Source organism: Streptomyces sp. NPDC044061, assembly GCF_056434305.1.
This window is the reverse complement of the sequence record NZ_JBWKFL010000008.1, coordinates 21,060-47,240: the sequence shown is the minus strand read 5'-3', so window position 1 is coordinate 47,240 and position 26,181 is coordinate 21,060. Positions and strand designations below refer to the sequence as shown.

General features: G+C 72.2%; 19 protein-coding genes. 9 read left to right on the top strand and 10 right to left on the bottom strand.

The genetic code is table 11. From position 1 onward, the window contains the following. Nucleotides 1-88: 88 nt before the first annotated feature. From AC07CM_RS14890 to AC07CM_RS14845, 10 genes are all read right to left on the bottom strand, one after another. On the bottom strand, nucleotides 89-1,309 hold the full coding sequence (locus AC07CM_RS14890) for a beta-ketoacyl-[acyl-carrier-protein] synthase family protein (protein ID WP_478876779.1): 1,221 nt from the start codon (nucleotides 1,307-1,309) through the stop codon (nucleotides 89-91). Further along, a complete protein-coding gene (locus AC07CM_RS14885) occupies nucleotides 1,309-1,539 on the bottom strand; it encodes a phosphopantetheine-binding protein (RefSeq protein ID WP_067003941.1) in 231 nt (76 codons plus the stop codon). Before AC07CM_RS14885 ends, AC07CM_RS14890 begins: the two co-directional genes overlap by 1 nt. Before the next feature lie 67 nt (nucleotides 1,540-1,606). Beyond that, nucleotides 1,607-2,614, bottom strand: coding sequence for a beta-ketoacyl-ACP synthase III (locus AC07CM_RS14880; protein ID WP_478876778.1), 1,008 nt, complete (start codon nucleotides 2,612-2,614; stop codon nucleotides 1,607-1,609). Then, nucleotides 2,611-3,600, bottom strand: a complete 990-nt coding sequence (locus tag AC07CM_RS14875; protein WP_478876777.1) for a ferritin family protein — start codon at nucleotides 3,598-3,600, stop codon at nucleotides 2,611-2,613. Before AC07CM_RS14875 ends, AC07CM_RS14880 begins: the two co-directional genes overlap by 4 nt. Continuing rightward, complete coding sequence (locus AC07CM_RS14870) at nucleotides 3,597-4,142, bottom strand: flavin reductase family protein (protein WP_478876776.1); 546 nt, start codon at nucleotides 4,140-4,142, stop codon at nucleotides 3,597-3,599. The genes AC07CM_RS14875 and AC07CM_RS14870 overlap by 4 nt, the downstream gene beginning before the upstream one ends. Beyond that, a complete protein-coding gene (locus tag AC07CM_RS14865) occupies nucleotides 4,139-4,672 on the bottom strand; it encodes a hypothetical protein (protein WP_478876775.1) in 534 nt (177 codons plus the stop codon). The genes AC07CM_RS14870 and AC07CM_RS14865 overlap by 4 nt, the downstream gene beginning before the upstream one ends. A gap of 22 nt (nucleotides 4,673-4,694) precedes the next feature. Then, entirely contained in the window at nucleotides 4,695-5,177 is a 483-nt protein-coding gene (locus AC07CM_RS14860; protein ID WP_478876774.1) for a type II toxin-antitoxin system RatA family toxin, read from the bottom strand. Nucleotides 5,178-5,183: 6 nt separating this feature from the next. Further along, entirely contained in the window at nucleotides 5,184-6,479 is a 1,296-nt protein-coding gene (locus AC07CM_RS14855; RefSeq protein WP_478876773.1) for an aspartate aminotransferase family protein, read from the bottom strand. A 137-nt stretch (nucleotides 6,480-6,616) separates the two neighbouring features. Next, nucleotides 6,617-7,759 carry an acyl-CoA dehydrogenase family protein gene (locus tag AC07CM_RS14850; RefSeq protein ID WP_478876772.1) on the bottom strand — a complete coding sequence of 381 codons (1,143 nt, stop codon included), beginning with the start codon at nucleotides 7,757-7,759 and terminating at the stop codon, nucleotides 6,617-6,619. 32 nt (nucleotides 7,760-7,791) lie between these two features. After that, complete coding sequence (locus tag AC07CM_RS14845; protein ID WP_478876771.1) at nucleotides 7,792-9,423, bottom strand: aldehyde dehydrogenase family protein; 1,632 nt, start codon at nucleotides 9,421-9,423, stop codon at nucleotides 7,792-7,794. A 160-nt stretch (nucleotides 9,424-9,583) separates the two neighbouring features. Here AC07CM_RS14845 and AC07CM_RS14840 point away from each other — a divergent pair, with 160 nt between their 5' ends. The 9 genes from AC07CM_RS14840 (at nucleotide 9,584) to AC07CM_RS14800 (ending at nucleotide 26,168) form a co-directional block, all read left to right on the top strand. Further along, nucleotides 9,584-9,883 (top strand): acyl carrier protein, encoded by a 300-nt coding sequence (locus AC07CM_RS14840; RefSeq protein WP_478876770.1) that lies wholly within the window; start codon nucleotides 9,584-9,586, stop codon nucleotides 9,881-9,883. 11 nt (nucleotides 9,884-9,894) lie between these two features. Continuing rightward, complete coding sequence (locus tag AC07CM_RS14835; RefSeq protein ID WP_478876769.1) at nucleotides 9,895-15,588, top strand: type I polyketide synthase; 5,694 nt, start codon at nucleotides 9,895-9,897, stop codon at nucleotides 15,586-15,588. A 24-nt stretch (nucleotides 15,589-15,612) separates the two neighbouring features. Continuing rightward, on the top strand, nucleotides 15,613-17,217 hold the full coding sequence (locus AC07CM_RS14830; RefSeq protein ID WP_478876768.1) for a fatty acid--CoA ligase: 1,605 nt from the start codon (nucleotides 15,613-15,615) through the stop codon (nucleotides 17,215-17,217). Between the two features lie 33 nt (nucleotides 17,218-17,250). Further along, a complete protein-coding gene (locus AC07CM_RS14825; RefSeq protein WP_478876767.1) occupies nucleotides 17,251-18,333 on the top strand; it encodes an LLM class flavin-dependent oxidoreductase in 1,083 nt (360 codons plus the stop codon). Nucleotides 18,334-18,362: 29 nt separating this feature from the next. Next, entirely contained in the window at nucleotides 18,363-19,130 is a 768-nt protein-coding gene (locus AC07CM_RS14820) for a thioesterase II family protein (protein WP_478877001.1), read from the top strand. A gap of 150 nt (nucleotides 19,131-19,280) precedes the next feature. After that, entirely contained in the window at nucleotides 19,281-20,753 is a 1,473-nt protein-coding gene (locus AC07CM_RS14815) for an MFS transporter (RefSeq protein WP_478876766.1), read from the top strand. Nucleotides 20,754-20,997: 244 nt separating this feature from the next. After that, nucleotides 20,998-22,191, top strand: a complete 1,194-nt coding sequence (locus tag AC07CM_RS14810; protein WP_478876765.1) for a cytochrome P450 — start codon at nucleotides 20,998-21,000, stop codon at nucleotides 22,189-22,191. A 1,239-nt stretch (nucleotides 22,192-23,430) separates the two neighbouring features. Continuing rightward, nucleotides 23,431-24,639: a cytochrome P450 gene (locus AC07CM_RS14805; protein WP_478876764.1), complete on the top strand. Its 1,209-nt coding sequence runs from the start codon at nucleotides 23,431-23,433 to the stop codon at nucleotides 24,637-24,639. Between the two features lie 56 nt (nucleotides 24,640-24,695). Continuing rightward, complete coding sequence (locus tag AC07CM_RS14800; RefSeq protein WP_478876763.1) at nucleotides 24,696-26,168, top strand: MFS transporter; 1,473 nt, start codon at nucleotides 24,696-24,698, stop codon at nucleotides 26,166-26,168. Nucleotides 26,169-26,181: the final 13 nt, after the last annotated feature.

The window sequence follows — 26,181 nt, the reverse complement described above, 5'->3', positions numbered from 1 at the left end:
TCCAGAGCAGGGGAGAGGAGGGGGACGGGGAACAGCCGCCCGCGGAGCTTGCTCAGCGGACGGCTGTGGAAGCCGGCGAACGACCGGACTAGGCAGGCGCGATCGCGAGCGAGGTGTTCTGCCCACCGAACCCCAGCGAGTTGCTCAGGGCGAGGTCGATCGGCATCTCTGTGAGGCTCTGGGCCAACTTGATCTCGATCCGGGGATCGGGCATGACCAGGTTGGCGACGGGCGGAATCAACTCGTGCTCCACGCTGAGCACGGCGAACGCGGCCTCGACCGCGCCGGCGGCGCCCAGCAGATGACCGGTGACTCCCTTCGTGGAAGTGACCAGCGGATCCCCGCGCAGGGTCCGCCGGATCATGCGGGCCTCCGACAGATCGTTCAACGGGGTCGAAGTCCCATGGGCGTTGACGTGCTGCACATCGTCCGGATCGGCCCCCGCGTCGGCGAGAGCCGCCCGCACGGCGGCTTCGATCCCCGCACCCTCGGGATGCGGTGACGTCATGTGATGCGCGTCGGCGGTCGCCCCGTACCCGATGATCCGGCCGTGGACGTGCGCGCCCCGGGCGCGGGCGTCCGCGACGCGTTCCATCACGAGGATCCCGGCGCCCTCCCCGGCGACGAAGCCGTCCCGGTCCACGTCGAACGGACGGGAGGCGGCCGCCGGGTCGTCGTGCCGCTTGGACAGCGCGCCCATCTGCGCGAACCCGGCCATGACCAGCGGAGTGACCATGGCCTCGCTGCCACCCGCGAGGACGATGTCGCAGCGGCCGAGGGCGAGCAGGTCCCGGGCCGTGCCGATGGCGGTCGCACCCGAGGCGCAGGCGGTCGCCACCACCAGGTTGGGCCCGGTCGCCCCGAACTCGATGGCCGTCTGACCGGCCAGCATGTTCGGCAGCTGCATGGGCAGCAGCAGCGGCGACACCCGGTCGGCGCCCTGCTCGCGCAGCACATGGTGCTGTTCCTCGACGGTGCCCGGTCCGCCGTCGGCGCAGCCCAGCACCACACCCACCCGCGCGCCGTCCCAGGTCTGCGGGTCGAGGCCCGCGTCGGCCACCGCCTCGTGCGCGGCGACCAGCGCGAACTGGACGAACCGGTCCAGGCGGTGCGCGCGGCGCGCGCTCAGCAGGGTCTCGGGGTCGAAGTCGGGCACCCGGCAGGAAATCTGTACGGGGTTGTTCGCCAGTACCGGATCCAGGGCGGCGGCCGGCCTGCCGTCGCAGACCGCCGCCCAGCTCGGCCCGACCCCGATACCACCCGGGGTGACCAGGCCGAGCCCGGTGACGGCGATGTCCATGCCGGCCATCAGACCGTCGCGCTCCGCTCCTCCATGAGCCGGACCATGTCGGCCACGGTCTCGGCCTCCAGGAGGTCGTCGTCGCTGATGTCCAGGTCCAGCTCGGACTTCAGCAGCAGCGACAGCTCCACCACGGCCAGCGAGTCCAGCTCGATGTCCTCCCTGGTGGCCTCTGGAGTGATCGACTCGGGCGACACCTTGAGCTTGTTGGACAGGATTTCCTTGAGCTGCTCCAGCATGTCGGTTCCTTTCGAGGGTGTACGCGCCGCGCGTACCGCTGAATCGATATGAGTGACTGACGGTCGGTCAGGTTGTCTGCAGCTCCGGCCAGACGACGGTCGTGGCGCCCCAGGACAGGCCGCCGCCGAACGCGGTCAGCAGCACCCGGTGGCCCGCCGCGAGCCGGCCCTCGGCGGTGGCCTCGGCGAGCAGCAGCGGAATCGAGGCGGCGCCGGTGTTGCCGACCCGCGCGATGTTGCTCAACTGCCGCTCGGCGGGGATGCCGAGCCGGTCCGAGACGGCCTCCAGGATCCGGGCGTTGGCCTGGTGCGCCGCGAACCGGTCGACGTCGTCGAGGCACCATCCGGCCCGCTCGGCGGCCTCGGTGGACGCGGCGGTCATGCGCTCCACCGCGTGCCGGTAGGTGTCCCGGCCGAGCATCCGGAAGTAGTGGTCCTCCGGGTCGACCGGGCGGTCGCTGGAACGCTGCCGGGAGCCGCCCGCCGGTACCTCGATCAGATGGCTCAGCTCGCCGTCGCTGCCGAGCACCAGCGGGCCGATCGCCCCCGGTTCCTCGGCCGTGCCGGCCCGCAGCACCACCGCGCCCGCGCCGTCCGCGAAGATCACCGCGGTGGTGCGGTCGGCGGGGTTGATGATCGTGGTGAAGGCGTCCGCGGCGATCAGCAGCACCCGGTCGGTGATCCCGGCCGCGATGAGCCCCGCGGCCGAGGCCAGGCCGTACGGGAACCCGGAGCAGACGGCCGCCACGTCGAAGGCGGGCACCTGCCCGAGCCCGAGCCGCGCGGCCACCTGCGGTGCGGTCGCCGGGCAGGGCTGGTCGGGGGTGGTGGTGGCCAGCACCACCGCCCCGACCCGCTCGTCGCCCGCCGACTTCAGCGCCCTCAGGCCCGCCTCCACCGCGAGGTCGCCGGTGGAGGTGCCCGGGGTGATGAAGTTCCGCTCGGCGATTCCGGTGCGCGACCTGATCCAGGCGTCGGAGGTGTCGAGCCGCCCGGCCAGGTCGTCGTTGGTCACCACGTTGGGCGGGACGTACGCCCCGATGCCGGTGACGACCGCGGCCCGGCCGGTGCTCATGCGCCGGCCTCCGAGGAGAGGACCTCGACCGGCAGGCCCATGTACTTCATGCGGACCTCGGCCATCTCGTCGGTCCACCGCTCGGCCATGTCGTAGCGCTGCTCGGCGGTGGTGTCGAGCAGCCGCACGCCCTGCCAGACCTCGTAGTCGCCGATCTTGTCGGCGTGTTCGAACATGCCCTGCTGGAACAGCTCCTCGCGGTGTATGACGAACTCCCGGTCCGGGATCTCGTCCCACAGCTTCACGCCAGAGCGCAGGATCTCCAGCAGCCGCGGCCTGTACTCCGGGTGCTCGATCACGTGGTCGCGCAGGATGGTGCTGGCGACGGTGAGGTGGCGGATCTCGTCGATCGCGGTACCGCGCGAGATCTCGCCGGTCGCCGGGGACAGCGGGGTCCACTTGCGCTCGCTCAGCTCGGCCGCCGGGGCGAGCACGCCCTCGATGATGATGGCGAACACGGCGACCCCGCCGGGGAAGTCGGCCTGGTCGCGGACGATGTCCAGGGTGAAGTCCACCACCGGGTCCAGGACCCGCTTGCGGTAGTCCCGGGCCATCTCCTCGATGTCCTTCAGCAGGGTGTCCGCCGGGATGCCCAGCTCCACCAGGTGCCGGCGGAAGACCCGCGCGTGCCGGGCCTCGTCGATCAGCTGGGTGGCGTAGAACTCCATCTGGGGAATGCCGGGCGCGATCGACACGTAGTGGCCGAGCAGCCGGGTGGCCAGCTCCTCCGCCAGCGCCCGGAAGCCGAACTCCAGCACCAGCGCCTCGCGCAGCGGGCCCGGCGCCTTCAGGAAGTCGGGCGTGAGCGCGTCCTCGTGGTGACCGGTCACCCCGCGGCCGCGCAGCGTGCCCTGGGCCACCGAGGTGATCCAGTAGGCGAGGTCGCACTCCTCGGGGCCGAGGGTGAGTTCCTTCGCGCCGTCCAGCAGACCGGGCGCCTTGTCCCAGTCCGCCTCGGGAGCCACGAGTACCGGATAGTCAGTCATGATGCGGCGGCCTCCTTCGCCGGGCGCAGGGAGCCGGCGTACAGCCCGCCGGCGTAACTGAACAGGGGGAGCCCGTCGTCGGCGGTGGCCCGCACCACGTGGCCGAGCAGCAGTTCGCTGTCGCCCGCCGCGTGCGCGGAGTGGAACCGGCAGACGTAGTGGGCGAGCGCGCCCGCGATCAGCGGGGCGTGCGCGTACCGGTCCGCCGTCCAGGCCAGGCCCGCGAAGGCCTCGTCGCCGTCGGGCCGGCCGCTGTCGGCGAACCGCCGGGCCACGTCGGCCTGGTCGCCGCCGAGCACGTTGATGGCGAACCGGCCTTCAGCCGCGGCCAGCCGGGCGAAGGACGAACCCGCCCGCAGGACGACCCCGACCAGCAGGGGCGAGCGCGAGACCAGGGTCACCGTGCTCGCGGTGGTGCCGTGCGTCCGGTCCTCGGGGCCGGTGGTCAGCACCGACACCGGCGAGGCCAGGTGGTACAGCGCGCGCCGGCGCTCGGCCGGGTCCTGCCGTACCGCACGGCGTACATCTGTCGCGGTGGTCATCGCACGGCCTCCGTCTCCCGTACGACCGCCCGCGCCGGGACGTGCCCGACCGGCACCGGGTCCATCGCGTGCCCGACCGGCTTCGGGTGGGGCAGGCCCAGGTCGTCCAGCAGTCGCAGATAGCCCTCCTGGCGCACCGGCTCGAAGGGCAGCGCGAAGGACTTCATGAAGTTGCCGAACAGGCCGCGGTCTCCGAACAGATGGAACGGCAGCACCAGCAGCGCCCACTCCGGCTTGACGAGCCAGCACCACAGCGCGGCCACCGCGCCCTGCGTGATCAGGCTGTGCATGACGTTGTAGAGGACGTAGTACGCCTTGTGGATCGGCCGGCCGCCGCTCTTCTTGAACGCGATGGCGCCGGGGATGTAGCCGATCAGGTCGATGTAGAGGAACAGTCCGATCGCCGGCAGCCAGCGGATGTCGCCGAAGTGGTAGACGATCAGGCCGGTGGTGACGGCGAGGCCCACCAGGTACTCGGCGCGGTGCAGCGAGTACGTGCGCGGTGTCTCGAAGGGGTTCGCCTGGTCCATGGGTCAGCTCCTCGGCGGATTCCTAGGCGCCGACCGCGGCGGGCTCGGTCAGTTCGATGCCGCCCTGGATGCGCACGGCCGGGTACAGGCCGGTCAGCGCCCAGGCGACGGTCTCCTTGATCACCCGCTCGGCGATCGGGTCGAGAATGCCCTCCAGGCTCGGGATCCCGAAGTCGAAGTCGGCGTCGAAGCGGACGGTGACGTCCGCGCCGGACTGCTGGACCGACCAGGTTCCGGAGAAGGAGTCGAAGTCGCCGTCGGACTGCTCGAAGCGGATCTCGCCGCTCTCCGGCAGCACGGTGTCGTCCTCGGTCCAGCGCAGCAGGCCGCTGCGGAAGTGCAGCTCCCAGCTGGAGGAGGCCTTCGGGTCGGGGTAGGAGGCGTGCACGGTGGTCGCGTTGACATGGGGCGCGAGGTCCGGGTACCGCTCCCAGCGCCGTACGGCGTGCAGGACCGTTTCGGCCTGCTCCGCGGGTATCAGGGCATCGAGTTCGACGTGCCGCACGATCAGTTACCTGCCTTCCGGCATCTTGGCCGCGCCCTGGATCAGGTCGCGGGTGGCCAGGTCGAAGGAGTTGACGAGGAAGTCCACGTCGGTGTCGTCCAGCACGGCGGGCGGGGTGAACCGCACCACCGAGCTGCCGTTCATGGAGTGGTTGGCGACCACGCCGTGGTTGAACAGCTCGATCAGCAGCTCGCCGGCCAGTCCGGCCTCCACGAGCTCCACGCCGATGAGCAGGCCGCGGCCGCGCACGTCCACGACCAGTTCGGGGATGTTGCGGTGGGCGACCTCCGCGATCCGCGGCAGCAGCCGGGCGCCGAGGTCCATGGCCCGGGTGACCAGGCGCTCCTCCTTGACGGCCCGGATCGCGCCCTGCACCGCGGCCATCAGCACCGGCTGACCGGAGAAGGTGGCGGTGTGGACGTAGGGGTCCTTGTCGAAGGGACGGAACGCCTTGCGGGTGGCGACGGCGGCCGACACCGGCATCACGCCGCCGCCGAGCGCCTTTCCGGTGAGCAGTACGTCCGGGACGACGCCCTCGATGTCGGAGCCCCACCACTCGCCGAGCCGTCCGAAGCCGGACTGCACCTCGTCGAGGATCAGGAAGCCCTCGTACTCGCGGACCAGCTCCTCGACCCGCTTCAGGTAGCCCTTGGGCGGGATGACGACCCCGCCCTCGCCCTGGACCGGCTCCAGGATCACGCACACCTCGCCCGGGTGGGCGCGCAGTTCGGCCTCCAGGGCGTCGGCGTCGCCGAACGGCAGGTGCTGGAAGTCGGGGACGAGCGGACGGAACGGCGCCTGGTAGACGTCCTTCGCGGTCGCCGACAGGGCGCCCAGGGTCTTGCCGTGGTAGCCGCCGCGCATCGAGATCGTCCGCTTGAAGCCGCCCGCGCGGGCCAGCTTCAGACCCGTCTCCACCGCTTCCGCGCCGGACAGCGCGAAGTGCACCCGGTCGAGACCGGCCGGCAGCACGGAGACCAGGGCCTCGGCGGCGCGGGCCACCGTCGGCTCCAGCAGGATCCGGGTCGCGGTGGGGTGGGTGCGCAGCTGCCGCTCCACCTCCTCGATCACGATCGGGTGGCGGGCGCCCATGATGAACACGCCGTAGCCACCGGCGTTCAGGAAGCGCTCACCATCACTGGTGGTGAGCCAGGCGCCCTCGGACGCCACCTCCATGTGACTGCCGAACAGCTCGGCGAGCGTGGCCCGGCCCTTGCTGAGATGGGCCCGGTACAGATCGAGAATCTCCGCCTCGTCCTCGACGGCGGTCGCCGGCGCCGGCGAATCCTGGATGACGGTCACGTGTCGCTCACTCCAAAAGGTCGGGTGGGGAAAGCGCCCGAAGGGGCGCGGGGCTGCGTCGACATGCGGCTTCGCCGCGCGGGCGCGACCAGCCACAACGGACCCGCAGTCGCCCACTCGGCTGGTCCTGCCGAGCTCTACGCCAGGACCAGTGGCCCTCCGCCGAAATACGTGAGAAGAGGCTCCGCGGCGGCGATACGGGACGGCGGATGAAAGGCCAGGGCTCGAGTAGCGGCAGCGACCTGCGCGCTCGCGGAGTTGCTGATGAACTCCAGGCCGCCGAGCAGCTCCAGCGCCCGGGCCACGATGCCCGGCAGCGCGTTCTGCACGGCGTACCGGGCGACCAGCACCCGGGCCACCGACTCCTCGTCACCGGGCTCCGGGCCGGTACCGCGGGCCACGCCCTCCAGCAGGGCGAGCGCGGCCTCCATGTCGACGGCGAGCGCGGCCCGCTCCTCGGCGCTGCCCCTCTGCCGCTCCAGCACCTGCTCCACCAGAGCGGCGGCACTGCCCGCGTAACCGGCGGAGATCAGCATCTCGAACCAGACGAACCCGGCCGACTGCAGGTCGTCGAGGCGGGTGGGGTCGTCGGCACCGGCCCGGACCACCATCCCGGCCGGGACGAACACGTCCTCCAGGCGCACCTCGTCGCTCTCCGCGCCGGCCAGCAGGTCGTTGCCCCAGAAGGCGTGCACGGACATGCCCGGCGCGTCGGCGGGCACCACCGCGAGCGCCAGCTCGGGCTCGCCGCCCTCCTCGCCGTGGATGGCGATGGACGCGGTGAGCAGGCTCATCGAACGGGACAGGCTGCAGGGCTTCTTCGAGCCCGACAGCAGGAACCCGTCCTCGACCGGACGCGCGGTCACGGCCGGCTTCAGGATGTTCTGCGCGGTACGGCCCTCGGCCCAGCCGGAGGCCATCACCTGCTGCTCCGGGACGATCCGGTGCAGCAGCTCGGTCTGCGCGTCGGTGAGCCTGCCCGCCTTGACCGCCAGCGCGTACAGCATGGCGGCGGTGAAGTGGTGCATGGACACGGCCGCGACCAGAGAGGGCGACACGGCACCCAGGGCCAGCTGGACCCGCAGCGCCTCGAGCGGGGCGGCGCCGTGGCCGCCGTAGGCCTCGGGTATGAGCAGACCGACCCCGCCGTGGATGCGGAACAGGTCGATCACCGGGCTGCCGGGCCGCTCCCGCTCGGTGTAGGGGATCTGCTCCAGCTCCTTGAGCAGTCCGGGGTGGAACCGCTCGCAGACGGTCCGGGCAGCATCGAGGGAACGCACGGGAAACCTCCGGAAGACTTCGGGACGGGCGGTCAGGCGCCGAAGACCGCGTCGTACGGGCTCACGTCGCGGGCGATGCTGACTCCCTGGACGTGGGAGGTCTTGAGCATCGGGTAGTTGGCCTCGCCGAAGGCGCCGCCGGTGCGGCCGGTGCCGCCGTGGCTCGGCAGGTACGGCAGGAAGCCGATGTGGGAGTCGTTGACCTTCAGCAGACCGCCGTTGACCACCCGGCGCACGAAGGTCTCGATGACGTGGTCCGAGCGCGACCACAGCGAGTTGCGCAGCCCGTAGGCGTTGCTGTTGACGAACTGCAGGAAGGCCTCGAGGAGGGCGTCGTCGTTGTCACGGTCGGCGACCACGATCGGGATCAGCGGGAAGAAGGTCTCCTCCCGGACCACGTCGTAGGTCCGCGCCCGGTCCAGGCCGTCCACCCGCACCACCGTCGGCTGCAGGAACACGCCCGTCTCGGACACCGTGCCGTCGACCTCGGTGCGGTTGCCGCCGGTGACCAGCTCGGCGCCGTTGTCCAGCGCCTGGCGCAGCAGCCGGAAGAACCGCTCGCTGCGCCTGACCGGCGACAGCAGCACGTCCTCCTCCTCGGGCAGGCCCGGCCTGATGCCCTTGACCTGCTCCTTCACCTCGGCGATCAGTGCCTCGGCGACCTCCGGGTGCACCAGCACGTAGTTGGGCACCATGCAGATCTGACCCGAGCCGTAGAAGGACTCCGTGATGGCCTCGGCCGCCCACTTCACGTCGGCGTCCTTCCACACCACGATGCCGTCGTTGCCGGCGAGTTCGAGGATCGGCTTCTTGCCGTGCGCCACGCACTGCTGCTCGAAGCGCAGGCCCTCCTGGCTGCCGCCGATGTAGAAGATGTCGTTGATCAGCGGATCGGCGATCCAGCGGTCCATGGTCTGCTTCGGGTTGGAGCACACCGCGTTGAGCACACCGGCCGGCGCGTCGATCTCCTCCAGCAGCGGGGCGACGATGTCGCGCAGCAGCCACATGGTGGACAGCGCGATGCTGCGGGGCGCCCGCACGACGACGGCGTTGCCGGCCATCAGCGCCAGCACGCACAGGGCGGCGCTCGGCAGCGGGGCGTTCTGCGGCGGGTTGAAGGCGACCACGCCGTCCGGCTGGCGGTGCAGGATCAGCTTGCGGCCGTTGTACTCCTTCTCGACCCGCATCTGCTTCAGGTACCAGCGCAGGGAGCCCGGGGCGTAGATCTGCAGCAGGCAGCTCAGCTCCCAGCGGGCCAGCTTCACGGGATGGGACTCGGCGACCAGCATGCGCAGGAACTCGTCCTGGTGCTTGATCAGTTCCTCGCGGAACCGGGTGCCCAGCCGCATCCGCCGCTCCAGCGGTACGGCGGCCCAGTCGGGGGCGGCCGCGGCGGCCGCCTGGGTGGCCAGGTCGATGGCGGAGTCGTCCGCGATCGCGCAGCGCCCCACGACGTAGGGGTGCTTGGCCGCCTCGGACTCCGGGTCCTGTTCGAGGGAGCGCTTCAGGCTCACGCTGGTGAACACGTCTTCCAGCAGCGAACGCCCGCTGACGGTGTAGACCCATCCGTCCCCGGCGACGTCCTTGCCCGCGATGTAGAGGTCGTAACTCTTCAATCCGGAAGGTGCCTCAGCACTCTCCTCCTGCGCGGCTTCGCGAAGCATCTTCAGCCTTTCGGATATGGCGTGTGGATTTCTTGAAGCAATGCGAGCGTGACAGCGGAATCTGACCCCGCGCTGACACCCGACTGACCGCGCCGATCCGGCCAAGGGAGCGCTCTCGGTCTGTCAGCGGGGCGTCAGCCGGCGCTGCTTGCATGACCGCATGCCACCTGTCGACAGCACGATCCAGCGGTTGCGCGACCTGCCGCGCAGTGAACTCGCCGAAGAAATCGAGTCAATCGTCCTGGAGAAATTCAAGGTCGTACTTCTCATGGACGACTCGGAGGATCTTCCCCTCGACGTCAGCTATTTCGATCTCGGCCTCACCTCGCTGCGGCTGACCGAGATACGGCAGAGCCTGGAGCAGCTCCTGGACCTGTCGATCAACGTCAACGTGCTCTTCAACGAGCCGACGATCGCCCACCTCGTGGACCACCTGACCCAGGCCATCCAGGAAGCTTGAGGAGTCGTTCCATGCCGCGTACGGAATCAGAGCAGGCGCCCGAGCCGGTCGCGATCGTCGGAATCGGTCTGCGGTTCCCCGGCGGCAGCGGCTCGCCCGACGAGTTCGACGCCTTCCTGAGGGAGGGCCGCAGCGGAATCGGCCCGATCCCCCGGGACCGCTGGGACGTCGACGCGTTCACCCCCGAGGGCCCCGACGACAAGGGCAAGATCCGCGCCTCGGGCGGCGGGTTCCTCGACCGCATCGACCTGTTCGACGCCGCCTTCTTCAACATCTCCCCGAAGGAGGCCCGCTACATGGACCCCCAGCAGCGGCTGCTGCTGGAGACCGCCTGGCAGGCCCTGGAGCACGCCGGCATCGACCCGGCCCCGCTGCGCCGCGGCAACGGCGGCGTGTACATCGGCGCCAGCTCCATCGACTACGCCCTCGAGCTGGACTCGCTGCCGTACGAGGAGCTCGACGGCCATCTCGCCTCCGGCATCACCATGTTCCCGCTGTCCGGGCGCCTGTCCTACTTCCTCGGCTGGCGCGGCCCGAGCATGAGCGTCGACACGGCCTGCTCGTCCTCCCTGGTCGCGCTGCACCTGGCCGCGAACGCCCTGCGGGCCGGCGAGACCGACATCGCGCTGTGCGGCGGGGTCAACGCTCTGCACCACCCGCGCATCCCGGTGATGTTCTCCAACGCCCAGATGCTCTCCCCGGACGGGCAGTGCAAGACCTTCGACGAGGCCGCCGACGGCTACGCGCGCGCCGAGGGCTGCGGGATCGTCGTCCTCAAGCGGCTCTCCGACGCCGAGCGCGACGGCGACCGGATCCTCGCCCTGGTACGCGGCACCGCCGTCGGTCAGGACGGCGACAGCGCCGGCCTGACCGTGCCCAACGGGCCCGCCCAGGAGAAGGTGATCCGCAGCGCCCTGGCCGCGGCGCGGCTGACGCCCGGGGACATCCAGTACGTCGAGGCGCACGGCACCGGCACCCCGCTCGGCGACCCCATCGAGTTCGGCGCCATCGGCGACGTGTTCGTCGACTCCCACACCAAGGACCGCCCGGTGCTGGTCGGTTCGGTGAAGACCAACCTCGGTCACATGGAGCCCGCCTCCGGCATCGTCGGCGTCATCAAGACGGTGCTCCAGCTGCGCGCCGGCACGATCTACCCCCACATCAACCTCAACACCCCCTCGGGGCGCATCCCCTGGGACCTGTATCCGGTCCGCGTCCCCACGGCCTGCGAGCCGTGGGAGGCCGAGGTCAGGCGTGCGGTCGTCAACAGCTTCGGGTTCGCCGGGACCATCGGAGCGGTGGTGCTGGAACAGGCGCCCGCGCCGGCCGAGCGGCCGGAGGCGGAGGACGGTGCCGCCCCGCTGTTCACCCTGTCCGCGAAGAACGCCACCGCCCTGCGCGAACTCGCCGCGGACTACCGGAGCCTGCTGGACGAGAGGCCGGACCTCTCCGTGCCGGCGCTCTGCCACAGCGCCAACACCAGCCGCACCCACCACCCCTACCGCGTCGCCGCCCCCGTCGCCGACCGCGCCGCGCTGGTCCGGCTGCTGGACCGGGCCGCCGAGACCGAGCACGAGGGGCCCTCCGGCATCCGCAAGACCGCGTTCATGTTCACCGGCCAGGGCTCCCAGTACGCCGGCATGGGCGCCGCCCTGTACGAGGCGCTGCCCGTCTTCCGCGCCCAGGTGGACGCGTGCGACCTGCTCTTCGCCCAGCACCTCGACCGCTCCGTGCGCGAACTGCTGCTCGGCACCGCGGACGACCCCGAGGCGATCGACCGCACCGAGTACACCCAGCCCGCCCTGTTCACCCTGGAGTTCGCGCTCGCCCAGCAGTGGATGGCCTGGGGCGTGCGCCCGAACGTGCTCCTCGGGCACAGCATCGGCGAGGTCGTCGCCGCCGCAGTGGCCGGCCTGTTCAGCCTCCCCGACGCGGTCAGGCTGGTCGCCGCCCGCGGCCGGCTGATGCAGGCCGTGCGCACCGAAGGCGGCATGGCCGCCGTCGCCGCGCCCGTCGAGGAGGTCGCGCCCCTGCTGGAGGGCCACGCCTACCTGGCCCTGGCCGGGATCAACGCCCCCGACCAGACGGTGATCTCGGGTGCGACGGCCGCGCTGGACGAGGTCGTCGGCATCCTGGAGGGCCAGGGCGTCCGGGTGGACCGCCTCACGGTCTCGCACGCCTTCCACTCCCCGCTGATGGCCGAGGTCTACGACGACTTCCGCGCCGCTCTCGACGGCATCACCTTCCACGAGCCGAAGATCAGCCTCATCTCCAACGTCACCGGACGCCTGGCCCGGTTCCGCGAGATCGGCGACCCCGACTACTGGGTGCGGCACATCGGCGAACCCGTCCGCTTCCTCGACGGCATCCGGGCCGTCGCCAAACGCGGCCGGCACGCCCTGATCGAGGTCGGCCCGCAGGCCGGGCTCACCGCGCTCGCCGGGCGCGGCGTCACCGTCGAGGACCACCTGTGGCTGGCCAGCCTGCGCCGCCGCGACACCACCACCGCGACCACCCTCACCGCGCTCGCCGACTACTACGCGGCCGGGCTCGGCGTCTCCTGGGCCGACTACCACGCCGGCCGTACCCTGCCCGCCCGCGTGGACCTGCCGACGTACGCCTTCCAGCGCAAGCGCTACTGGCTGCCCTCCGCCACCCCCCGCAAGTCCGCCGCGAGCGGCACCGCACGGCACCTGCTGCTCGGCGTCGAGGAGCGGTTCGCCAGCGGAGTGCGGGAGTTCAACGCGGAGTTCACCACCGAGGAACTCGGCGCGCTCGCCGACCTCGCCGACGGCGGCCGTACCGTCCTGCCGGCCGGAGCCTATGTCGACCTGCTGCTCGCCGCGCAGGACGCGGTCCAGGGCCACGCCCGCTCCGCCGTCCGCGACCTGCGGCTGCTCGCCCCGCTGGAGCTGCCCGCCGAGACCCAGACCGCGCTGACCACCCGCTGGCGGCCGCGCCCCGGCGGCGGCGCCGAGGTCGAGGTGTTCACGGTCGTCGGCGGCGAGGAGAACCTGCACGCCACCGCCGTCGTCGCCGCCGAACCCGAACCGCTCGTCCCCGTCTCGGAGCTGGCCGAGCTGGACGCCACGCTGGCGCCCGCCGGACAGCAGATCGACGACGAGGACATCTACACCGACCTCGCCTCCGTCGGCCGCCCCCAGGGCCCCCGCATGCGGCTGCTGCTGCGCGCCGCCCGGCACGGCGACGGCCTGGTGACGGGGGAGTTGACCGGCCGCGACGCCACCGCCGTCGAGCACGTCCCGGCGGAGCTGCTGGAGGCCGCCGTCCAGGCCCTGGTCGTCCTCGACCCCGAGGGCCCGGTGTTCGTGCCGCGCGAGATCGCCTCCGTACGGCACTTCCGCAAGCCGCGCGGCGAGAACCTGCGGGTCCTCGCCCGGGTACGCGGAGAGCAGGACCGGCGGCTGGCCGACGTGCTGCTGCTGGAGAACGGCGACCCGGTCGCCGAGCTGCTCGGTGTCCGCATGGCCCGGCCCGAGGGTCGCGGCGGCCGCCGCCAGTTCCTGCACCGCCCCGACTGGGTGCGCCGGGCGCTGCCCGCCGACGAGCACGCGCCGGCCCGGCACGTGGTCCTGCTCGACCCGTCCGCGGTCCGCGCCGCCGAACTCGCCGCCGAACCCGGTCTGAAGGTCACCTGGCTGTCCGACCTCACCGACCTCAAGGCCGCGCTGGAGGACCCCACCGTCACCGACGTCTGCCGGGTCTGGCGGCAGCTCCCGGCCCCGATGTCGGTGGGCCGCCTGCGCGCCGAGTGCGAGGACAACTACCGCGACCTCCTCACCCTGATCGGCACGCTGGACGCCGCCGGCACACCCCGGCCACCCCGGCTCTGGCTGGTCACCGAGGGAGCCCAGTGGCTGCCCGGCGACCCGGCCGGCGACGGCGGCCACCTCGGCGCGGCCACCCTGTGGGGCTTCGGCCGGGTGCTGCTGACCGAGTACCCGCAGTACCGGGCCACCCTCGTGGACCTCGCCCCGGGCAGCGGCCTCGCCCCGCTCGCCGACGAGTGGCGGGCCGAGCCGGCCGGCGAGTACCAGGTCGCCCACCGCCCCGGCCGCCGTTACGTCCGCCGGCTGCTCGCCGGTGACTCGACCCTCACCTGGCAGGGCGGCTTCGAACTGCGCGCCCCCGACTCCGGGGACCTGTCCGACCTGGCGCTCGCCGCGGCCCCGGACCGGACGCCCGGAGCCGAGGAGGTCCAGGTCCGCGTGCACACCGTCGGCCTGACCGCCGAGGACGCCCGCACCGCCCTGGACACCGGTCGTGCCGAGCGCGCCGAGGAGGAGGCGGCCGAGGAGGAACCGCCGCCGGTGCTCGGCCAGTTGGCACGCGGCACGGTCCTCGCCGCCGCCGACGGCACCGGCTTCGCCCCCGACGACGAGGTCCTCGTCCGCCACGACGGCACGTTCCGCTCCACGCTCACCGTCCCCGCCGTGGCCGTCGTGCACGCCACCGGCTCCGACGACACCGCGCCCCGCTTCCGGCTGGACGAGACCGGCGAGGCCCTGCGCACCGCCCTGTCCGACCCCGCCGGGCGCACCTGGGTCACGCTCCCGCAGCACCCGGCCGAGGAGCGGACCGACCCCGTCGACGAGGGCCCCACCGGTCTCCGGGCCGACCGCACCTACCTGGTCACCGGCGGTCTCGGCGGCCTCGGCCTGGTCACCGCCCGCAAGCTGGTCGCCCTCGGCGCGCGGCACCTGACCCTGGTCAGCCGCAGCGGCCGGGCCACCGACGAGGCCTCACCGGTCCTCGCGGACCTCGCCGCCGACGCCGAACTCGACGTCGTACGCGCCGACATCTCCCGCGAGCAGGACGTGGAGCGGCTGGTACGGCACCTCGCGGCCGAGCCGTATCCGCTCGGCGGGATCGTGCACGCCGCCGGCTCCTACGACAAGAAGCTGGTCTCCGAGCTGACCTGGGAGTCCATCGACGCCCAGCTGGCGGCCAAGGCGTACGGCGGCTGGTTGCTGCACGAGGCCGCCGAGGCGTCCTTCCCCGAGCTGGAGTTCTTCGTCACCTACTCCTCCATCGCCTCCGTCCTCGGCGGCGCCACGCAGGGCCACTACGCCGCCGCCAGCGCCGGACTCGACGCACTCGCCGAGTGGCGCAGCCGGCGCGGGGTGCCGGGGCTCTCGGTGAACTGGGGCGCCTGGGCCCGGGTGGGCATGTCGGCCCGGCTGGAGGAACACCTGAGCCAGGAGATCGAACGCAGCGGCGTCCGCTTCTTCTCCCCGACCCGGGCCCTGGACACCCTGGCCCGGCTCTGGGGACGCCCCCGCACCCAGCGGATCGTCGGCGAGTTCGACTGGGACCGCTACGTCTCGGGGAGCGTCACCGGCGACCTGTTCTACGACCGGCTGGCCCGGCAGGCCTCCGACGACGACGGCACCGGCCTCGACCTCAAGGCGCTGGCCGCGCTGCCCCCGGCGGAACGCCTGGCCGCCGTCACCGGCGTGGTCCGCGAGAAGGTCGCCGCCGCCCTGCACCTGGAGGAGGGCGACGAGCTGGACCTGTCCACCGAGTTCGTGTCGCTGGGCCTGGACTCCCTGATGGCCCAGCAGGTCAAGGCCGCCCTGGAGCAGACCTTCCGGCTGCCCCTGCCGGCCTCCCTCACCCATGACCACCCCACGGTCCGCGCGCTGGCCCAGTTCGTCGACGGGCAGCTCGCCCCGGCAGCGTGAACAGACAAGGGACGGGACACCACGATGACCGACATACCGAGGGAGCGCTGGACGCTCCACCACTCCTCCCGGGCCCACGCCGGAAGCCGCCCGGACCATCCGGCGATCATCTGCGAGGGCCGGGTCACCACCTACGACAAGCTGCACCGCGACAGCAACCGCGCCGCGCACGCCCTGCACACCAGCGGGGTCAGGCGCGGCGACCGGGTCGCCTACCTCGGCCGTGAGTCGGCGAACTACTACCTGGTGATGATCGCCTGTGCCAAGGCGGGCGCCGTCCTGGTGCCGGTCAACTGGCGGCTCACCCCCAGCGAGGTCGACCACATCCTGCGCGACTCCGGCGCCGCCCTGATCTTCGTCGACGACGAGTTCTGGGACACCGTCGCCACCGTCCGGCACCAGCTGCGGGGGCTGCGCCGGGTGATCCGGGTCGACGGCACCGACGCCGAGGGCGAACCCGCCCGCGGTGCGGGCCTGCTCGCCTGGGCCGCCGACCAGCCCGAGACCGACCCGGCGCCCGGCACCGGCCCGGACGACGCGGTCATCCAGATCTACACCAGCGGCACCACCGGCCTGCCCAAGGGCGCGGTCCTCGCCCACCGCAGCTTCTTCACGCTGCCGCACGCCGGCCGCGAGCAGGGCGTGGACTGGATCGACTGGCTGCCCGAGGACGTGGCCCTGATCTCCCTGCCGGGCTTCGGCGTGGCCGGCATCGGCTGGTTCCTGCACACCTTCAACGCCGGCGGCACGAACGTGATCATGCCGCAGTTCGACCCGCAGGAGGCCGTACGCCTCATCCGCACCCACCGGGTCACCACCACCTTCGCCGCGCCGGCCATGCTGCAGGCGATGGCGGCCGAACGCGGCGCGGGCCCCGAGGCGTTCGCCTCCCTGCGCAAGATCGCCTACGGCGCCGCCCCCATGTCCGAGACACTGCTCAAGCAGTGCCTGGAGACCTACCGCTGCGAGTTCGCCCAGATCTACGCGAGCACCGAGACCGGCAGTGTGGCGGTCTGCCTGCCGCCCGAGGCGCACCACCCCGGCAGCACGGTGCTCACCTCCGTCGGCAGGCCCTGCCCCGGCAACGAGGTCAAGGTGATCGGGCCCGACGGCGAGACGCTGCCGCCCGGCGCAATCGGCCAGATCTGCGTCCGCGCCCCCTCCCGGATGCTCGGGTACTGGAACCTGCCCGAGGCCACCGCCCGCACCCTGGTGGGGGAGTGGCTGCACATGGGCGACGCCGGCTACCTCGACGAGGACGGCTACCTCCACCTGTGCGACCGCATCAACGACACGATCATCGTCGCGGGCCAGAACATCTACCCGGCCGAGGTCGAGAAGGCACTGGCCGCGCATCCGGCGGTCGCCGACGCGGCGGTGGTGGGCCTGCCGGACGAGCGCTGGGGCGAGAGCGTGCACGCGGTGGTGGTGCTCAGGCCCGGCGCGAGCGCCACGCCCCGCGAACTCCTGCTGTCCCTGCGCGGCCGGATCGCCGACTACAAGATCCCCGGCACCTACCACTTCGCCGAGTCCCTGCCCCGCAACCCGTCGGGCAAGATCCTGCGCCGCGCGGTCAGGGAGCGGCTGACGGCACCGTCCAGGGACGCCCTGAAGGCAACGGTCCTCTGACAACACCGATCACACGAGAAGGGAAATTGGCCCATGCCTTCCAGCTCCGCCGGCGGCGAGTCCCCAGGGGCGCGGGGAACTGCGCGACAGGCCCCCACCGGCCCGCAGACCGCAGACGACCGTCAGCCCCCTTTGCGGATCGGCATCCTCCTGCCCACCCGAGAACAGGCCATCAACGGCGCCTACGCCGCAGCGCCCTTGCTCCAGTTCACCAAAAGCGCGGAAGCGCTGGGCTTCGACTCGCTGTGGGCCGGAGACTCGCTCACCGCCCGCCCCCGCCTGGACCCCCTCGTCGTCCTCTCGGCGGCTGCGGCTGCGACCACGCGCATCACGGTCGGCACCGCGGCCCTCACCCCCGCCCTGCGCCACCCCCTGATCGGCGCCAACATGGTCGCGAGCCTCAGCCATGTCGCCGCCGACCGGCTGATCGTCGGCCTCGGTTCGGGCTTCCCGATGGCCGAGACCGAGGAGGAGTTCGCCTCCGTCGGCGCCTCCTTCCAGGGCCGGGTCGGCCGCCTGGACGAGATCACCGCGCTGTGGCGCACCGCGTGGCGCTCCGGCGAGGAGGGCGAACCCGCCGATTTCCAGGGGAAGTTCTGGCAGTCGGAGAACCTGGACCGGCTTCCCGCGCCCGCGGTCCCCGGCGGACCGCCGCTGTGGCTGGCCGGCAGCGACACCCCCAAGGTGCTCGCCCGCGCGGCGACCCGCTACGACGGCTGGCTGCCCTTCCTGCCGGACGTCGACGCCTACGCCCGGGCCCGCCGCCGCATCGCCGAACTCGCCGATGAGGCGGGCCGTACGGTCACCCCCGCGCTGTACGCCACGGTGACGGTCAACAGCGACGAGCGCGCGGCCAGGGCCGAACTGGAGCACTACATCAGCCACTACTACGGCCGCTCCCTGGAACAGATGAGCAGCATCCAGGCCTACGCCTGGGGCAGCGCCGAGAAGTGCGCCGCGTGGCTCGGTGGTTACGTCCGCGCCGGTGCCCGGCACCTGGTCCTGCGGATCGGATCGCTCGACCCCGAGCCGCAGTTGAAGGAGATCGCCGAGGTGCTGCTGCCCGCGGTACGCGCCCTCGGCCCCACCACCACCGTTGGGAGTACGCAGTCGTGACCACCGCCATCGGCACCATCGGCAGCCAGATGTCCAGCGAGGGGCACTGGTTCCAACCCGTGGAGCCCTCGCCCGACGCCTCGATCCGGCTGTTCCTGCTGCCCCACGCGGGCAGCGGCGCCATCATCTACCGCGACTGGGAACGCCTGCTCCCGCCGGACATCTCCCCGCAGGCCGTCACCCTGCCCGGCCGCCACAACCGCCGGGAGGAGCAGACGTACGAGAACTTCTGGCCGCTGCTCGAGGCCCTGCACGAGGCCGTGCTGAACGACCTGGACGACAGGCCGTTCGCCTTCTTCGGCCACTGCCTCGGCGCCCAGCTGGCGTTCCGGCTCGCCATCCGGATGGAGGAGGAGGGCGGCCCGACGCCGGTGATGGTCGGCATGTCCGGCTGGTCGCCCGTGGGCTTCTTCCAGCCCACGGAGGAGCAGAGCCGCATGCCGGAGCCCGAACTGGTCGAGTGGATCAAGAAGTTGGGTTCGTTCCCGGCCGAGATCTACGACAACCCCGAGATGCTCGCCCTGGTCGTGCCGGCGCTCCGCGCCGACCTGAGGGTCGCCGGCGACTACGAGGACGACGGCGCCGGCGTCAGTTGCCCGCTCGCCTCCTACGGCGGCCGCAGCGACCCGCTCCAGGAGACCCCGGACGCCATGACCCACTGGGCGGGGCGCACCCCCACGTACCTGGGCCACAACGAGTACGAGGGCGGCCACTTCTACATCGACACACACGCCCAGGCCGTCACCGCGCACTTCGCGCACCGTCTGCAGCGGGTCGCCGGCAGCGCCGTGAGCTGAGCGAACCAGGCCGTGTCAGCGCCGTGTCAGCAGGGCGCGGGACAGTGACCCGATGACCGCCGTACCGGGTGCCGTCCCGTGCCCTGCCGTGCGTCGCGGCGCCCGTCGGCCCGAATCCCACCAGCACGAAACGACCTAGGAGGGTCGTCCATGACCACCGAAGCGGAACTGACCGGCAGCGCGGCCTCGGCCGCACCGCCACCGGACATCGAGGAGGCCCCCGGCGCACCCGCCTGGGGCGCGCTCCTGGTCGTGCTGGCCGGCCTGTTCATCACCAACCTCGACTTCTTCATCGTCAACGTGGCCATCCCGTCGCTGCAGCAGGGGATGCACGCCACCAGCGCCGAGATCCAGCTGGTCGCCGCCACCTTCAACATCGGCCTGTCCGCCATGCTGATCACCGGCGGACGGCTCGGCGACCTCTACGGCCGCCGGCGGGTCTTCTCCATCGGCCTCGCCCTGTTCACGCTCGCCTCGCTGGCCTGCGGCATCGCGCCGAACATGGGCGAGCTGATCGCGGCGCGCGCGGTGCAGGGCGCCGCGGCCGCGCTGGTCATCCCGCAGGTCCTCGGCATCCTGACCACGACCTACTCGGGCAAGGCCCGGGTCGCCGCGTTCAACGCCTACGGGCTGACCCTCGGCGCCTCCGCCGTCTTCGGCCAGCTGATCGGCGGCCTGCTGATCAAGGCGGACGTGTTCGGCTGGGACTGGCGGACCATCTTCCTGATCAACGTGCCGATCGGCGCCCTGGTCCTGCTGCTCACCCCCAAGGCGGTGCCCGAGTCCCGGGCCGACGGCCGCACCGGACTCGACCTGACCGGTGTGGTCCTGGTGACCGCCGGACTCACCGCCGTCGTGCTGCCGCTGGTCGAGGGCCGCGAGCAGGGCTGGCCCACCTGGACCTGGGAGTGCCTGGTCGCCGCCGTGCCGCTGCTGGCCGCGTTCTGGTACACCCAGCGCCGCAAGGCCGCCCGCGGCAGGTCGCCGCTGGTCAACCCGAGCCTCTTCGAGGACCGCGCGTTCGGTGTGGGCGTGGTCTCGCTGCTGGTGTTCTTCGCCGCGATGGCCTCCTTCTTCCTGGTCCTCGCGCTGTACCTGCAGGAGGGACGCGGCCAGTCCGCGCTGCAGTCCGGGCTGTTGTTCATCCCGCTCGGCCTCGGCTTCTTCATCGGGTCGGTGCAGGCGCCGAAGGCCGCGGCCAAGCTGGGCAAGCAGGTCCTCGCTCTCGGCGCCCTCCTGCTGGCGGCGGGCGACGTGGCACTGGCCGAGACCGTGTGGCATCTGAACACCAGCGGCTCCGTCGCCTGGTGCATTCCGGCCATGGTGCTCGGCGGGCTGGGTATGGGCTTCGTCGTCGCCCCGCTCACCTCGCTGGTCCTGGAGGGCGTGGCCCCGCACCACGCGGCCGCCGCGTCCGGTGTCTTCTCCACCGCCCAGGAGATGGGCAACGCCATCGGCATCGCGGTGATCGGCGTGGTCTTCTTCAGCGTGGCCGGCCACCGTGTCGACGCCCACTCCTACGCCCACGCCTTCGGCGCGAGCCTGCTGGTGCAGGCGGGGATCTGTGTGCTGGTGGCCGTGCTGGTACAGGCGCTTCCGCGCAGGGCGGAGGCTGCTGCCTGAGCCCTTGACCGAGGCCGGCGGACACCCCTCGGGGGGCGCGGTCGGCCCCCCGATCGGGCCGCGACGGACGCGCAGCCGCCCACCGTCCTCACGCACACGGCGAACAATTCAGAGCTCAACCGGCGGGCACGCGGAAGCAAAGACTCCCCGTGCCCGTCAGCCATGCGTCAGAAACAGGTCAGCCCCCTCCTCCACGATGGCCGAAACAACCCGCCCCATTTCAGCCTGATCAACGGAGGGAACCATGACCGACTCCTGCGAGCCCCTTCCAGCCTGGCCCATGCCGCGCTCCTGCCCGTACGCACCACCGGACGCCTACGCCGGCCTGCGCAAGGAGCCCCCGCTGAAGGTACGCATACGCGGCGGCGAGGCCTGGCTGGTCACCCGGCACGCGGACGTCCGCCAGGTGCTCAACGACAACCGCTTCAGCGCCGACGACCAGAAGCCCGGCTTCCCGATCCGGATCCAGCTGCCGCCGGAGCCCGGCGTGATGTCGTTCAACCGCATGGACGACCCCGAGCACGGCCGGCTGCGCCGCATGGCGATGACCGAGTTCACCGCCCGCCGCACCCGCGCCCTGCGCCCCGAGGTCGAACTCCTCGTCGGGCAGCTGCTGGACGAGCTGGAGCAGGGCCCGAACCCGGTCGACCTGGTGGAGAACTTCGCGGTGCGGCTGCCCTCGCTGGTGATCGCCCGGATGCTCGGCGTCCCGGAGGAGGACGAGGCGACGTTCACCGAGCAGAGCCGGGTCATCCTCTCCCAGGACGCGACGCCCGAGGAGACGTACGGCGCCTTCGTGGAGATGACCCGGTTCCTGGACCGGCTGGCCGCCCAGCGCACCGCCGAGCCGCGGGACGACCTCATCAGCCGACTGGTCACCCGCTACGTGGCGACCGGCGAGCTGAGCCACCAGGAACTCGTCGCCATGGCCCGGTTCTTCCTGGTCGCCGGGCACGAGACCTCCGCGCACCAGATCAGCCTGAGCGTCCTCAGCCTGCTGCGCGATCCGGCCCAGCTGGCCGAACTGCGCGCCGACCCGGCCCTGTTCAAGCCGGCCGTAGAGGAACTCCTGCGCTACTGGTCCATCTCGCAGGACAACCAGGTGCGGGCCGCGGTGGCCGACGTGGAGCTGGGCGGGGCGCGGATCCGCGAGGGCGAGGGTGTGATCGTGGCGATCCCCGGCGCCAACCACGACGAGTCGGTCTACCCCGACCCGGGGCGCCTGGACATCCACCGCAACGCCTCCGGCCATCTCGCCTTCGGCTTCGGCGCGCACCTGTGCCCCGGCGCCTCGCTGGCGCGCATGGAACTGGAGGTGTGCCTGAGCCTGCTCTTCGCCCGCTTCCCCACGCTCAGCCTGGCCGTACCGGCCGACGACGTGCGCTTCCGCGAGAACACCCTCGTCTACGGTCTGGAGGAACTCCCCGTCACCTGGTGACGGCCGCTCCCCCCGGGTGACAGGAGGGCCGTGCCCCACCACGGCCCCGCCCCCCACCGTCGCCTCCCGGCCCCGCCCCCCACCCTCGCCTCCCGACACGCAGCTCCCGGCCTCCCGCCCCGGTTTTTCGGCCCTCGCTTCTCGGTCCCTGGTGGGGATGGCCTGCCCGTCGCGTTCGCTCCCGTGTCTTCGCCCGCCACGCCGTTCGGGCCTCGCTTCAGCCACGTACGGAGCGGGCCCGCCCGAGATCGAGGCCCCGCTCGACGCGGGACATCGCCCCCCGGCTCTCGGCCTTCCGGTCTCTGGGCCCCCGGTCTCTCGGTTTTTCGGCCCCCGGTTTCTCGGTCTTTCGGCCCGCGCCTCTGGGTCCCTGGTGGGGATGGCCCGCCCGTCGCGTTCGCTCCCGTGTCTTCGCCCACCACGCCGTTCGGGCCTCGCCTCAGCCACGTACGGAGCGGGCCCGCCCGAGGCCGAGGCCCCGCTCGACGCGGGAGCCCCCCCGGTCTCTCGGCCTTCCAGCCGCTCACCCCCCCCGTCTCTCGGCCCCGTCTGTCGGCCCTCGCCTCCCAACCTCTCCGCCCTCGACTTCTCGGCCCCCGCCCTCGACTTCTCGGCCCCCGCCCCCGACTTCTCGGCCCCTACCTCCCGGCCCCGACCTCCCGGCCCCCGGCCTCAACCCGCCGCCCCCGCCTCCCGGCACGTCCCTGGCCTGCTCGTGTCAGCCCGAGGTCAGCTGCGGGTCAGTTCTCCTTGGCAAAGTCATTACCACCGCACGCACCAGCGCGCGCTCCGGTTCACCGCCGGTGCGCCACGTCCGACGTGAGGAGAACGCCCCGTCATGGCCCACACCCCCGCCTCGGGCCCGCACCACGGCCGACCCGGCCGCCGCACCGCACAGCTCCCGACTCGCGAACCGAGACACGGAGTTGTCCGCACAGAGCCGCCGCTTTCCCGCTCGCTCCAGCAGGCCCCGGCCGCCGTGTCACGGCGGACCGCCGCCCTCGCCACGCGCTAGCAGCTTCCCCCCACCGACTCGCACGGGTCCCGGCAGGGACCTGTGTCAGCGCTGCGTCAGCGCGGTGTCAGGGCACTGCGCGAAGGTGGCGTACGACGTTCGCGCGTGGCCCGGAGGGAGGCATTCCTCTTTCCCCGCCCGCCCGGGCCCCCTTCACCTCGTCCAGCGCAGAAAGAGAGTCGGTGCCGAGGATCACCTTTGCCCCCCGAACATGGAGGACGAACATGTCACTCGCGGACCACACCGACATTCTGGACTGGCCCTTCGCCCGGACCGAGGACGGCACCCCACCGCCGATCCTGGCCGAGCTGCGCAAGGCGCCCCCCTGCGCGGTGCGGATCCCGGCAGGAGCCGCGGAGTCCCGGCTCGCCTGGCTGGTGACCCGCTACGCCGACGTACGACAGGCCCTCGCCGACCCGCGCCTGAGCGCCGACGAGACCTTACCCGGCGCCCCCGTGCGCATCCAGGTGCCGCCCGGGGGCAACCCCAGTTCGTTCCTCCGCCTGGACGACCCCGAGCACGCGCGGCTGCGCGGCATGATCCAGACCGAGTTCACCGCCCGCCGCGTCAAGCGGCTGCGCGAGCCGGTCCAGCGGCTGGTGGACGAGCTGCTGGACGAACTGGCCGCCCAGCCACAACCGGCCGACCTGCACGCCGTCTTCTCCCGGGCCCTGCCCACCCTCGTCATCGCGCGATTATTGGGCGTCCCCGAGGAGGACTCCCCGTTCTTCATCGAGAAGACCCGCGTCACCATCTCCCAGGAGGACCCGGCCGTCTCCCGGGCCGCCTTCGTGGAGATGTCCGAGTACCTCGCCAAGCTGGCACTGCGCAAGCTCGCCGACCCCGGCGACGACCTGATGAGCCGGCTCGCCGTCAACCACCACGCGACCGGCGCCATCACCCTCGACGAACTCGTCGGCATCGCCCGCCTCGTGCTGGTCGCGGGCCACGAGACCACCACCAACCAGATCGCCCTGAACGTCCTCGCCCTGCTCCGCGACGACGAGCTGCGGGCGCAGGTCGCCGCCGCCGACGACGCGCTGATCGGCAATTTCATCGAGGAATCGATGCGCTACTGGTCGATCTCCCAGGACGCCATGGTCCGCCTCGCGATCGAGGACCTGGAACTCGGCGGTGTGACCATCGAGAAGGGCGACGCCGTCGTCATCTCGGTGCCCGCCGGCAACCACGACGAGTCCGCCTTCGCCTGCCCGCACCGCGTCGACCCGCACCGCGACACCAGCGGCCATCTGCAGTGGGGCTTCGGCCCGCACTACTGCCAGGGCGCACCGCTCGCCCGGCTCGAGATGGAGGTGTCCCTGCGCTCCCTGCTGCGCCGCTTCCCGAACCTCCGCCTCGCGGCCGACCCGCGCACGCTGTTCCGCCGCGGGACCGTCTTCCACGGGGTGACCCGTCTTCCCGTGACCTGGTGACCGGAGGAATCCGTGCACCCCAACCCCCAACGAAAGATCAAGGAAACGGAGTCGTCATGACTTCTGAAGCAAGCCCGGAAGTCGCGGTGCAGGGGCGTGACAGGACGATCCCGGCCGACGCACCGGCTGCCGCCCCCTCGGCCGGTGCCCTGCTGGTGGTGCTCGTCGGGACGTTCATCACGGTGCTGGACTTCTTCATCGCCAACGTGGCCGTCCCAGCCATCAAGGCCGACCTCCACGCCACCGCCGCCCAGGCCCAGATGATCGTCGTCGGCTACGGCGTGGCCTTCACCTCCGGTCTGATCACCGGCGGCCGCCTCGGCGACCTCTACGGCCGCCGGCGGATGTTCGCCCTCGGCATGGCGCTGTTCATGGTGGCCTCGGCCGCGTGCAGCTTCGCACCCTCGGTGACCGTCCTGGCCGTGGCCCGGATCGCCCAGGGCGCCGCCGCGGCGCTGATGGTGCCCCAGGTGCTGGGGATCATCGGCACGGTCTACACGGGCGAGGCCCGCGACCGCGCCTTCAACGTCTACGGCCTGGTCATCGGACTCGCCGGTGTCTTCGGCCAGTTCATCGGCGGTGCGCTGATCTCCGTCGACGTGGCCGGCCTGAGCTGGCGCACGATCTTCCTGATCAACGTGCCGCTGTGCCTGCTCTCCCTCGCCTTCACCCGCCGCACCATCCCCGAGTCCCGCGGCCAGGGCGGCACCCGGCTCGACCTGGCCGGCGCCCTGCTGGTCACGGTGACCCTGGGCCTGGTGGTGTTCGCGCTGCTCGAAGGACAGGAGCGCGACTGGCCGGTGTGGGTGTGGGAGTCGCTGGCCGGGGCGGCCGTCCTGCTCGCGGTGACCGTGTGGCACCTGCGCCGCAGGTCGGCCGCCGGACGCGGTCCGCTGATCGAGCCGGGGATGTTCCGCTCCCGGCTGTTCTCGGTGGGTCTGGTCGCCACGGTCGTCTACTTCCTCGCCATGGGCTCGTTCTTCTTCACCCTCGCCCTCTATCTGCAGCTGGGCCGGGGCCTGAGCCCGCTGGAGTCCGGACTGCTCTTCCTGGCGCTGGGCGCGGGCTACTTCGGGGCCTCCATCGTCTCGGCGCGGTTCGCCGCCTCGGTGAACGCCCGCCGGGTGGCCGTCGGTCCGCTGATCCTCGCCGTCGGCTACACCGCGATCGCCCTGACCGCGCGGGACCTGGGCATGAGCGGTCATGTGCTGTGGCTGCTGCCGGCCCTGCTGGTCGCCGGGCTCGGCATGGGCCTGACCACCGGCCCGCTGACCAACCTGGTGCTGGGCGGCGCGGTCCCCGAGCACGCGGCCGCCGCATCGGGGCTGCTGAACACCGCTCAGGAGGGCGGGGCCGCCGTCGGCGTGGCGATCGCCGGCACGGTCTTCTTCCCCGCGCTCGCGGACGCCGGCGGCAAGGCAGGCGCCTACCCGCACGCGTTCACCGTCACCCTGATCCCGCTCGTCTGCCTGGGTGTCCTCGCCTCCCTGCTGGTGCTGGCGGCCCCGGGCCGCGCCGCCCGGAAGTGAGCGCCCCGGGACC